Below are 11,441 nucleotides of genomic sequence, written 5' to 3' on the forward strand. Positions count from 1 at the left end.
CAAAAAGCCTCCAGCAACAACACGGTTAGGAACGGGAGTGACCCTATTAGTGAGACAGGGGTCACTCCCCATCCGCCGCGTTAGCTGGAGGCTTTTATATTAATGCAGTACGCCTGCCGGTTCGGCGCTGATCTTCAGCGTCTCATCCAGCCAGGAGAAGACGCGGTGATTGAACAGCAGCAGGGCGCCGAAATGGCAGTGCTCCTCCCCGCCGTCCTCTTTGGTGAGCTTCAGATAGGTCTTAGGGCAGCTCAGCGCATCGTACAGTCTCCCGGGCTGTTCAGCAAAGAAGTGATCCTCTTCCGCCTCGCAGACCAGCGTCGGGCAGAGAACCTGGTCTGCGACTCCCTCCATTGTGCAGGGCTCCGTTTTCTCGACCAGCTCGCTGAGAGAGCTCGCCTGGAAGGTGAACATGCCGTTGTCAACCGCCCAACGAACGCCGCTGTGATGCTGCATAACCTTGGCTACGGTCGCTTCGTACTCCTCGAAGGTATAGTCTGTTCGGCCTGCCATGAATTTCTGGCCCAATTCCCGGAAGCGGAACGTATGCACGCCGTCGTTGGCGATACAGGCGGCAAGGCGATGCTCAAAGGCCGCCGCCCGGGGCGCGAGATAGCCGCCGAAGCTGATGCCCATCAGCGCGATGCGGCCGGGGTCTACTTCGGGACGGCTGATTACATAATCGACGACCGGCGTAATGACCTTCTCCCAATCGTGGCGGAAAGGAATCCGCTGCTCACGGATGACGGAGCCTTGGCCGGGACCCTCGAAGGTAAGGCAGTGATAGCCCCTCTGGAGAGCGGCGGCGGCTCCGCCGAAATACAGCTCTTCGCCCGTGGAATCGTAGCCGCCGTGAATAATCAGGATCGGGCGGGGCTCCACGGCGTCTGCTGCTGTATAGAAGTAACCGGAAAGCGTCGTTCCTTCGTACGGAATGCTGACCTGCTCCACTTTGGTGTCCATCAGCTTCGCCGCTTGTCTGAAGGTGTCGCGGCTCAGCTTCCAGGTGGAGAGCATGCGCGGATCTTCGGGGCTCCCGTGCAGGAAGAACTCCGAGGTGCGGTAATAGTTGGAGGCGCGGAGATACGCCTCCCGGGCGCCGATCCGCTGGCCGGCCGCCAGTGCTTCATCCCCCAGCGCATGCACGCGTTCGGCGACCCGGAACCATTCCTTGTGCCAGCTCTCGAAATCGCCTTCGACTATGCGGGAGGCGGTCACCAGGCATTCGCCGATATCCGCTCCTCCGTAGGGCGCGTAGCTTACCGTCCGCAGCAGTTCAAAAGAAAAAGCCTCATCATTAAATATAAGTTTCATCAACTTTTCGCTCCTTTATGGTTCATGGAATTGTGTGTGACTGAATAATAGGTTAATATTAACCTATAACATAACAAACTATATGTCAATAATAACTTATGTTAAATTTAACTTAATGTTGGAGTGAAGAGGATGAGTTCGATTAAATACGCCCTGCTAAGTCTGCTGGCCAGAGAACCGCTGAGCGGATATGATATGAAGCAGCATATGAACGGGCGGGTCAGTTTTTTTTACAAAATCAATAACAACCAGCTGTATCCGACCCTGGCGAAGCTTGAAGCGGAAGGCTTGGTCCAACTGGAATCGCATGAGCGTGAGTCGTACCGTCCGGCGCGTAAGGTGTACAGCATAACGGACAAAGGAATTGATTTCCTCAAGGCTTGGGTGATGGAGGCGGAGGAGCCGCGATCGTTGGACGATTTTATGCTGAAGCAGTACAACTCCTGGCTGGTGGAGCCGGAGGCGATGATCGGTATTTTGCGGGAGAAACGAACAGAGCATGAAGAACGTCTGAAGATTTACCGAGCCAAAATCGCGGGCTTCCGCGAGCAGCAGGCCGTTTATCCCAGCAGGGACCCGCTGTTCTCCTCGATTGCGGTCATTGAGATGGGGATCAGAAACGAAGAGAGCTATATGGAATGGTGCGACAGGGTGATCGAGGCGCTGAGCAAGGATGAGATATAACCCGAATTTCAGCGAAAAAATACCCGGGGCAAGGCTTTAGGGATGTGTCTATTTTGTGACATTGCCTATATAATTAGAGTGAGCTTGGCATGTGGACATTCAAATTCCGCAAAAGGAGACGATGAACATGTCGAAGGCAAGACCTCCCTGTTAATTTCTAAAATCGGTCCTTGAGCGCGCTCCGCCTCGATTCCGGTTGGAACAATCCAATCCGAATCGGGAGGAGATCCGCGCATGATGGGTTTGCGTAATTTACGGGTGCTGTATGCGGTCCGTTTTTTTGGCAGTCTGATTCCGGCTTATGTGATCGAGAGGCTGTATTGGGAAGAGCGGGGCATGACCATTCAAATGGTCGTATATACGGAGATGATTTATGCGGTGACGGTTGTGCTGCTGGAGCTTCCGACCGGCAATATTGCCGACAGATGGAGCCGCAAACGGATGCTGGTTTTGGCCTCGCTGCTAGGCTGCTTCGAGTTTCTCATTCTGGTGTATGCGACATCGTTCTGGCACTTCGCGCTGGCCGTATTTCTCGCGGCTGTCGGCAGATCGGCGGGAAGCGGGGCGGAGAATGCTCTGCTCTACGATTCGCTGCAGGCTGCCGGGCGGGAGAAGTCTTTTGAGCAAGTGCTGGGCCGCCTAAATGCCGTCGACATTTCCTCCACGATGCTCGCCGCAATGTGCGGAAGCTTTCTCGCCGGTCTCTGCGGCTATGAGCTGAACTACTGGATTTCGCTGGCAAGTTCGTTTGCCGCATTGAGCTTTACGTTCATGCTGGTAGAGCCCGCTGCAAGCGGCGGAGCGGAGGGGGAGAAGAGCATCCCGATTGGGGCTTCTATTGCGGGTGCCGTGCGCTTTTTCAGAAGAAACCGTGGCGTCATGCTGGTGATGCTGTCCGGAATGGTGACAGGCGCGTCGCTGAACTTCATCGATGAATTCTGGCAGCTGTATCTGGACAGAATCGGGATTCCGGCTGCGGCCTTCGGGTTGTTCTCGGCATCGATCTTCCTGCTCAGGCTTCCGGGCAATCTCCTTGCCTATAAGCTGAAGACCCGCATGGGCAGCAGGCCATTGCTGACGGCCGTTACCGCGGTTTTGGCCGCGGGCTTCCTGTATCTCTCCATGGCGCGGAACGTCAGCGGCCTGGCGGCGATCTTCCTGATCTGTCTGGCCGGCGGGGTAATTGAACCGCTCGCGGCCGGATATTTGCATCACCGGATCGGTTCGTCCATGAGAGCGACCATGGATTCGTTTCAGTCGCTGGGCCTGAATGCGGCGCTTATCGCCATAGGCCTGGGGTTCGGCTACTTTTCATCCCGCTGGGATGTGTTCGGCGGCTACGGTTTTGTCGGATTGCTGTGCCTGGCATTCTGCGTTTATTTTGCATTCGCTTCTTCGAAACTATGATAAGCAGCCCCTCCTGATGATTCGCGTGCGGCCGAGGCCGTCCTGACATTGGGAGGCGGCTGCTTTTTTTCGCTGAGGTTCAAGGCTTCTCTACTCAACTAAATGGCTGCGGATGGGCCGGAATTACCTGAAGCGTCATGCGCTACTAATGCAGCTTCCTGAATTGTTCCGGAGTCGTTCCGGACTGCTTGCGGAATGTCGCGACAAAATGGCTGGCATCCCGGAATCCGACCCGCTGCGCGATGGATTTGACGGTGGCTTCCGGGCGGCCGATCAGCAGCTCCTTGCCCTTGCGGATGCGCAGGCGGACGAAATAGGCATAGGGAGATAAGCCGAACGTTTGCAGGAACAGGCTGTTGAGGTAGCGTCCGGATATCCCGATATGCCCGGAGAGGTCCTCCAATCCTATATCGGGATTGCCGTAGCTTTCTTCCATCCATGCGAGCAGCGGCTGAAGCTTGCCGAGATTGCCGGAAATGGATTTCTGGTTATGCGTGCTCCCGCAGGAGCTTAATGCGAGCAGAAATCGATAGGCGCCCGCCGAAGCGCTCAGCCCGAAGGGATCTGCTTCCTTCTCCTGAAGGTTCAGCAGAGCTTCCACCATACCGCCCACAGCCGCATCATCTTCCCATTGGAGGAAGGTGGGGCCGGCTATGCCCAGGGACTGCAAAATACTGTCGGCGGCGCTCCCCGCAAACGTCAGATAACAGGTGCGCCAGCCGTCCTGCACCGCTTCATAGCGGTGGGGGAAACGGGGAGGCAGCAGCACGCCGCTCCCCTGGGGAAGGAACATCCGCTGTTCCCCGAAATGAATCAGTCCTTGCCCCTCCGCCGTCTGAAGCCAGTGATAGGCCGGATAGCCGTCGGGGCGGCTGACTCGCTCCTGCTCGGGATTATACCCGATGCTGTCGAGGGCAATCGGCAGACGGCTTCCGGCTTCGGGAGCGAAAATAATTCGGCGGTGTCCGTGAGTAGCCATGCGGTTAACCTCCTGGGGCTTGAATATACAGAGATCGGTAAGGATCTGTGTAGTCTGTGCAAGTTCCATATTCTTATATGTGGTGCGAAAATGTTATATTTAAACGCCAACTTTAAGCGATTACAATGAGAATATACTTATACTGTAAAGGATGTGCCGCGTGTGATCAACGATAAATTGCCGAAGATTTGGTACGGAGGAGATTACAATCCCGAGCAGTGGGACGCCGAAGTATGGGCCGAGGATGACCGCTTGTTCAAGCTGGCCGGCATCGATGTCGCTACCATCAATGTGTTCTCCTGGGCGATGATTCAGCCGGATGAAGAAACCTATGATTTCTCGTCGCTCGATGAAACGATGGACCGGCTGTACAGAAACGGGACCTATATTTGCCTGGCTACGGCCACCGGGGCGCATCCGGCCTGGATGGCGCGCCAATATCCCGAGGTGACCCGTGTCGATGTCAAGGGCCGGAAACGCAAATTCGGGGGACGGCATAACTCCAACCCGCACAGCTCGGTCTACCGTACATTTTCCGCCCGGCTTGCGGGCAAGCTGGCGGAGCGGTACAAAGATCATCCCGCGCTCGTGGCCTGGCATGTCTCGAATGAGTACGGCGGATACGACTACTCCGAGCAGTCCGAGACGGCCTTCCGTGAGTGGCTGAAAGTGCGCTACGGCACGCTGGACGCCCTGAACAGAGCGTGGAATACGAGATTTTGGGGACATACCTTCTATGATTGGGAGGAGATTGTCGTCCCCAGCGAGCTGAGCGAGGAGTGGAACGGCAGCCGGACCAACTTCCAGGGCATTTCGCTCGATTACCGCCGGTTCATGTCGCACAGCCTGCTGGAGTGCTACCGGCTGGAATACGACGCGATCCGGGAGCACAGCAAGGATGTGCCGATTACGACGAATCTGATGGGCTTTTATCCGGAGCTGGATTATTTCGAGTGGGCCAAGTATATGGATGTCGTGTCCTGGGACAACTATCCTTCTCTGGATACGCCCGTCAGCTTTACGGCGATGACCCATGACCTGATGCGCGGCCTGAAGAGCGGCCAGCCGTTCATGCTGATGGAGCAGACGCCGAGCCAGCAGAACTGGCAGGCGTACAACTCGCTCAAGCGGCCCGGCGTAATGCGGCTGTGGAGCTACCAGGCGGTGGCGCGCGGAGCGGACACCGTCCTGTTCTTCCAGCTGCGCCGATCGGTCGGCGCCTGCGAGAAGTACCACGGCGCCGTGATCGAGCACGCCGGGCATGAGCATACGCGCGTGTTCCGCGAATGCGCGGAACTGGGCCGGGAACTGCAGCTGCTCGGCGGCGAGCTGCTGGACGCCCGGAGCTCGGCGAAGGTCGCCATCCTGTTCGACTGGGAGAACCGCTGGGCGCTCAATCTGTCTAGCGGGCCGACGGTCGCGCTGAACTATGTGGACGAAGTGCATAAGTATTACGATGCGCTGTTTGCACAGCATATCGAGGTGGATATGGTCGGCGTCCTGGAGGACTTGACCAAGTACGAAATCGTGATCGCCCCGGTGCTATACATGGTGAAGCCGGGCTTTGCGGCGAGAGCGGAAGCTTTTGTCCAGGCGGGGGGTACGTTCGTGACGACCTTCTTCAGCGGAATCGTCGACGAGAATGATCTCGTTACGCTCGGCGGCTATCCCGGCCAGCTGCGGCGGCTGCTTGGCGTATGGGCGGAGGAGATCGACGCGCTGCTGCCGGGCATGAGCAATCAAATCGTCATGGAGCGGGATTGGAAAAAGCTGAGCGGAAGCTATGAATGCGGCATTCTGTGCGATCTGATTCATTCGGAGGGGGCGGAGACGCTGGCGCGTTACGGCTCCGATTTCTATCGGGGCATGCCGGCGCTTACCGTCAACCGGTTCGGCGGGGGCAAAGCCTATTATATTGCTTCCAGCCCGGACGCCGGCTTTCTGCAAGGACTCCTTGGCAATCTGTGCGCCGACAAGAATATCGCGCCGCTCGTCAAAGCCCCGCAGGGAATCGAAGCTGCGCGGCGGGTGAAGAACGGAACGCCGTACCTGTTCCTTCTGAACCACACCGACGGGGAACTGACGGCAGAGATCGGCTCCGCCGGGATGACCGATCTGCTGACCGGCAGGGCGGTGAGCGGAACAGCGGTCGTTCCAGCGAAGGGAGTAATGATATTGAAGGGATAGCACTGCAAGTCCGGTTGCTTGAATCGTGCCGTGCGGAAATGAACCGGACTTTCGCGGGGCACCCGGCAGGAGATACGGCACTGACCCGAGGCAGGAAGAAACAGCAAAGGACAGCTCTTCGCTTTACGTGAAGAAGCCGTCCTTTTTCTAAATATCAGGTTAAGTATAAGCTTCGCGCTTATCCTTAACCTGATATTTTTACGAGAAACGGATGCCTTCCTCTTCCAGAGGACGGCGAAGCCGTTTCTTCTTATTTGTAAAGATGGATTAATTTGAATGCAGTTGTGCGGCTTCGCCCACCTCATTACGCCGCCGGGTCGATCCCCGCAGAACCACGCTGGTATCCAGATAGATGGTTTCCTTGTGGCGGTCGGGCTGTTCAATCCGATTCAGCAGCGCTTCGACGACGCGGATGCCGAGCTCGTAAGGATAGGTATGAACGGTGGTCAGCGGCGGGTCGATGATTTTGGCGTTGGCAATGTCGTCAAACCCCGTCACTTCAATCTGTCCTGGCACCTGAACCTTCATTTCTTTGAGCGCGCGAATCGCGCAGATGCCGATATCGTCATTGGCGCACACGAACGCGGTTGGAAGTTGGGCCAGGTCTTTCAGCTGGGCTGTCATCCACTCGACGGAAAGGTAGGGCTGCGTGTCGTCCGGCGTTATGCTGAAGGCAGGATTCGGCTCATGTCCGGATGCCCGTATCGCGCGCTCGAACCCGAGCCATCTTTCGTAAAAGCTGCGGCAGTGGTACAAATCTCCAATGAAGCCGATATTCGTGTGCCCCTCTTCGATCAGTGTTTTGGTAAGGGTATAGGTGGCGAATTCATTTTCAACCATCACGATGTCGTACTTGTGGCTGTCAAAGACGGTGTTGGGCAGGGAGTCGATGAATACGGTCGGAATGCCGGCCCCAAGGATCGTTTCGATATAAGGCTTATGAAAAATCTCGATGCATACGATGCCGTCGATATTAAACGGATTGATGTTGGCCGGCAGCGCATTGTTTCGGATATCTTCGGGCTTCACCAGGGTCAGAATCAGATTAAATCCCTGGGCGCTCAGCGCCGTTTCCATACCTTTTATTGTCTCGGCGTAGAAACTGATGACGTTAATATCTCCGCGGGTGAGCAGCGCAATGTTCCCCATGTTCATGGTGGAGAAATTTTTATATTTCAGCTCCGCCGCCTTTTGGAGAATCTTCTCCTTGGTCCCGTCGGGAATTTGCGGATGGTTGTTCAGCGCTTTGGAAACGGTATTGCGGGACAATCCTAAAGCATCAGCGATATTTTGAATGGTCACTCTCTCAGCCATAGACAGCATGCTCCTTTTTGGCTCACGATTTTTATATTTACTGGGATATGCGATTGACGCGTTTACGCCTTTTCATCGAAGTGCAATCTTTATATCATTTTAGTGTGCGATAGTAAACAAAAATGTAAAGAAAAATTCAATTGGAAAAATGCAAATGAAAACGCCCAAAACAAAAGAATGAAAAGCACAAACAGCAGAACTCTATTTAGTATGGACGGATTTCCTCGTTTTAACATCTTATTATATAACCTTTTTCAGCGGTTGCATAGGTTATCCTGTCCATAAAATCAGCTTGGAAAGCGTTTTTGTTGAAAATGACGATGATGGCTTGTCTCTACTTCAGATATGCAAAGATTTGGTTGGATCAAGCGGAAAAATATTTTACAAAACAGCGCTTTAAAAGTGATTGACACTTGGAATTGGAAGCGCTATACTTCAATTGCGTCAAAGTTGTTTACATTTGTAATGATCAATGTAAATTAATGAAGGTCGGATATGCCTATCAAAGCGTGCTTGAAAAGAGACCAGGAAGTCGGGCCTATGGAGGTTGACCATGACTGAAACGTACCATGAGCTTTACCGCCCGCAATTTCATCTGACACCGCCGGAGGGGCCGATGAGCGATCCAAACGGCATGGTGTTCTATGAAGGGGAATATCATCAGTTTTATCAATTTACTGGGAGGTGGGGCCACGCGGTAAGCCGGGATTTGCTGCACTGGGAGCATCTGCCGCTGGCGCTTGTATCCGATGAACTGGGTGACATCTGGTCAGGCAGCGCCGTGGTGGACTGGAAGGACAGCAGCGGTTTCTTCGGCGGAGGCAGTGGTCTGGTTGCCATCTTCACTCACTTCAAGGATGGCCTTCAGTCCCAGAGCATCGCGTACAGCCCGGACAAAGGCCGGACCTGGGTGAAGTATTCGGGCAATCCGGTCATTCCCAATCCCGGCCTGAATGACTTTCGCGATCCGAAGGTGCTGTGGCATGAAGAGACGGGCCGCTGGGCGATGGCGGTCAGCGTGGACCGGGCCATTCATTTCTACAGCTCGCCCAATCTGCGTGAATGGCGGTTTGAAAGCGTGTTTGAAGGCGTCGGCTGCCAGGATGCAGTTTGGGAGTGTCCTGATCTGTTCCGGCTTCCCGTCCTGGGAGAGCCGGACGAGAGCCGCTGGGTGCTGCATGTCAGCATCGGGGACAACGAGGTGACGGACGGGTCGACCGCCCAGTATTTCGTCGGAGACTTCGACGGCCGCCGCTTTGTCTGCGAGCATGAGGACGGGGCTCCCCGGTGGACCGATTACGGGCAGGACTTCTATGCCGCCGTTTCCTATTCGGATATTCCTCAGGAGGACGGACGGACGATCTGGCTCGGCTGGACCTCCAACTGGCAGTATCCGTTTCATTCGCCCACCGAGCCTTGGAAAGGCGGAATGTCGATTCCAAGGACGGTGGGGCTGGCAAGAAAGGGCGGCGAGCTTCGTCTGGTGCAGCAACCCGTGCAAGAGCTGGAGAAACTGCGTGAAGAACCGGTCCGCTTCGGTCCTCTGGAAGTGAAGGATGAAATTCTCCGACTTCCCTTCTCGGGCCTGTCGTACGAATTCGAAGCGGAAGTAAGCTGGGATCGGGCGGCGGAATGGGGAATCCGCGTTAGGGTATCGGGTGACGGCGAGGAGCATACCGTGCTTGGCTTCAGCCCGGAACGCGAAGAGCTGTTTCTTGACCGCCGCAAGTCGGGCTTCAGCGAGCTGCCGAAGCGCACGGGCGGAACGGCGAATTTCGCCAAGGTATTCCGGGCGCCGAAGAGCGGCGAAGCCGGCAGGTTGTCCGTGCGGGGTTATGTCGATGATTCGGTCATCGAGTGGTTCGTTGGAGACGGCGAGGAAGTGTTCACGTCGCTTGTCTATCCCCGCCCAAGCAGCGGCGGACTGGAATTGTTCGCCCATAGCGGAAGCGCCAGGTTCAGCCATTTTACCGTGTATCCTCTGAAATCGGTTTGGACTTAAACAAAATACAGAAAATAATTATTTTGGAATCGGATGGTGATCTACTGTGAGCAACACAATTCAAAACGAGACAGTATCTATTACCAACGGCCGGTATCGGCTGCAATATCATTTAATGCCGCCTGTCGGCTGGATGAACGACCCGAACGGACTGATTTATTACAAAGGCGAATATCACGCGTTCTATCAACACTACCCATACGGTCCTTGGCAGGGTCCTATGCACTGGGGACATGCGAAGAGTAAAGATCTCGTACATTGGGAGCATCTTCCGATCGCGCTGACCCCCTCCATGCCCTACGACAGCGGCGAAGATACGGTGTACGGCTGCTGGTCGGGCAGCGGGGTGGACGATGGCGGCGTGTTGACCCTGATTTATACGGGGCATGTGGAGAGCAATGATCCGGTCGAGGTGCAGTGCATCGCGCGCAGTACGGACGGCATCCATTTTGAAAAAGGGCCGGTCAGCGTCATTGATGGCCCTCCGGACGCGGAGTGCTTCGGCTTCCGCGATCCGAAGGTGTGGAAGCGCGGCGAGGTATGGCATCTGGTCGTCGGTTACGGCAAGGACGGCAAAGGCAAGGCGCTTCACTATACCTCAAGCGATCTGAATGAATGGACCTATGAGGGAATTGCGGCGGAAAGCGACGGAACGATGGGCGATATGTGGGAATGCCCCGATCTGTTCCCGCTTGGGGAAGGGGCGGACAGTCATGTGCTCCTGTTCTCTCCGATGAATATTGCCCCCGTCAAGACGCTGTATCTGTCCGGACAGTTCAACTATGACACGGGTAAATTCAGCAACCAGCATAAGGACCGGGTGGACTATGGCTTCGATTTCTACGCGCCGCAGACCTTCGAGGATGCGTCGGGCCGGCGGATCATGTTCGGCTGGATGAATATTTGGGGAGCGGAGATGCCGGAGAAGGAAGACGGCTGGATGGGCGCCTTTACTCTGCCGCGCGTGCTTACGCTCGCGGAAGACGGCAGCCTGCTGGCCAACCCCGCCGAGGAGCTGGAGGCGCTGCGGGGCAGCCATGTGGACGCGGCCAACATCCTGCTGAAGAACGGCGAAGAATTTACACCGGATGGAGTGGCGGGAAGCGCGCTGGAGATTGAAGCCGTATTTGTGGCCGATTCTTCATCCGATGCCGAATTCGGCCTGCGCGTGCGCTGCTCGGAAGACGGCTTGCAGTATACGGAAATTTCCTATAAGGCATCTGAAGGCGTGCTGCGAATGAACCGGGATCACGCCGGAGCGGGCGAGGGCGGAGTCAATGAAGCGGCGCTCGTTCCGACGGAGGACGGACGGATCAAGCTGCGCCTGTTCCTTGACAGCTCTTCGGTGGAGCTGTTCGCCAATGACGGACGCCGGACCATTACGAACCGGATTTATCCGCTGGAAAGCAGCCTCGGCCTCAAGCTGTTCTCAAGAGGCGGAGATACCTTGCTTGAAACGCTGAATATCTGGCAGTTGGAATCGGATAAGGCGGCGGCAGCAGTTGAATAATTGGACCCCGGGGTATGCCTGCTATGGCTAGGGAAGAAATCGAA

General features: G+C 55.8%; 8 protein-coding genes. 5 read left to right on the forward strand and 3 right to left on the reverse strand.

Annotation, left to right across the window (positions count from 1 at the left end; all coding sequences use genetic code 11):
- Positions 1-99: 99 nt before the first annotated feature.
- Complete coding sequence (locus tag PUR_RS04935) at positions 100-1,314, reverse strand: alpha/beta hydrolase family protein (protein ID WP_179034277.1); 1,215 nt, start codon at positions 1,312-1,314, stop codon at positions 100-102.
- A 132-nt stretch (positions 1,315-1,446) separates the two neighbouring features.
- Here PUR_RS04935 and PUR_RS04940 point away from each other — a divergent pair, with 132 nt between their 5' ends.
- Positions 1,447-1,998, forward strand: coding sequence for a PadR family transcriptional regulator (locus PUR_RS04940; RefSeq protein ID WP_179034278.1), 552 nt, complete (start codon positions 1,447-1,449; stop codon positions 1,996-1,998).
- Between the two features lie 234 nt (positions 1,999-2,232).
- A complete protein-coding gene (locus PUR_RS04945; protein ID WP_179034279.1) occupies positions 2,233-3,405 on the forward strand; it encodes an MFS transporter in 1,173 nt (390 codons plus the stop codon).
- 145 nt (positions 3,406-3,550) lie between these two features.
- Here PUR_RS04945 and PUR_RS04950 read toward each other — a convergent pair whose 3' ends face one another.
- Complete coding sequence (locus PUR_RS04950; protein ID WP_179034280.1) at positions 3,551-4,384, reverse strand: helix-turn-helix transcriptional regulator; 834 nt, start codon at positions 4,382-4,384, stop codon at positions 3,551-3,553.
- 162 nt (positions 4,385-4,546) lie between these two features.
- Between PUR_RS04950 and PUR_RS04955 the strand changes: the two genes are divergently transcribed.
- On the forward strand, positions 4,547-6,571 hold the full coding sequence (locus PUR_RS04955; RefSeq protein WP_179034281.1) for a beta-galactosidase: 2,025 nt from the start codon (positions 4,547-4,549) through the stop codon (positions 6,569-6,571).
- Positions 6,572-6,838: 267 nt separating this feature from the next.
- On the opposite strand, the gene PUR_RS04960 is transcribed toward PUR_RS04955, so the two are convergent.
- Complete coding sequence (locus tag PUR_RS04960; protein ID WP_179034282.1) at positions 6,839-7,885, reverse strand: LacI family DNA-binding transcriptional regulator; 1,047 nt, start codon at positions 7,883-7,885, stop codon at positions 6,839-6,841.
- A 553-nt stretch (positions 7,886-8,438) separates the two neighbouring features.
- On the opposite strand from PUR_RS04960, the gene PUR_RS04965 reads away from it, so the two are divergent.
- Entirely contained in the window at positions 8,439-9,887 is a 1,449-nt protein-coding gene (locus PUR_RS04965) for a glycoside hydrolase family 32 protein (RefSeq protein WP_179034283.1), read from the forward strand.
- A 46-nt stretch (positions 9,888-9,933) separates the two neighbouring features.
- Positions 9,934-11,397, forward strand: a complete 1,464-nt coding sequence (locus PUR_RS04970) for a glycoside hydrolase family 32 protein (protein WP_232101722.1) — start codon at positions 9,934-9,936, stop codon at positions 11,395-11,397.
- Positions 11,398-11,441 lie beyond the last annotated feature (44 nt).

Source organism: Paenibacillus sp. URB8-2, from assembly GCF_013393385.1.
GTDB lineage: Bacteria > Bacillota > Bacilli > Paenibacillales > Paenibacillaceae > Paenibacillus_AQ.

Bases quoted from the DNA above. Each gene is read 5' to 3' on its own strand.
- PUR_RS04935 (WP_179034277.1), bottom strand. From the start codon at position 1,314: ATGAAACTTATATTTAATGATGAGGCTTTTTCTTTTGAACTGCTGCGG.
- PUR_RS04940 (WP_179034278.1), top strand. From the start codon at position 1,447: ATGAGTTCGATTAAATACGCCCTGCTAAGTCTGCTGGCCAGAGAACCG.
- PUR_RS04945 (WP_179034279.1), top strand. From the start codon at position 2,233: ATGATGGGTTTGCGTAATTTACGGGTGCTGTATGCGGTCCGTTTTTTT.
- PUR_RS04950 (WP_179034280.1), bottom strand. From the start codon at position 4,384: ATGGCTACTCACGGACACCGCCGAATTATTTTCGCTCCCGAAGCCGGA.
- PUR_RS04960 (WP_179034282.1), bottom strand. From the start codon at position 7,885: ATGGCTGAGAGAGTGACCATTCAAAATATCGCTGATGCTTTAGGATTG.
- PUR_RS04965 (WP_179034283.1), top strand. From the start codon at position 8,439: ATGACTGAAACGTACCATGAGCTTTACCGCCCGCAATTTCATCTGACA.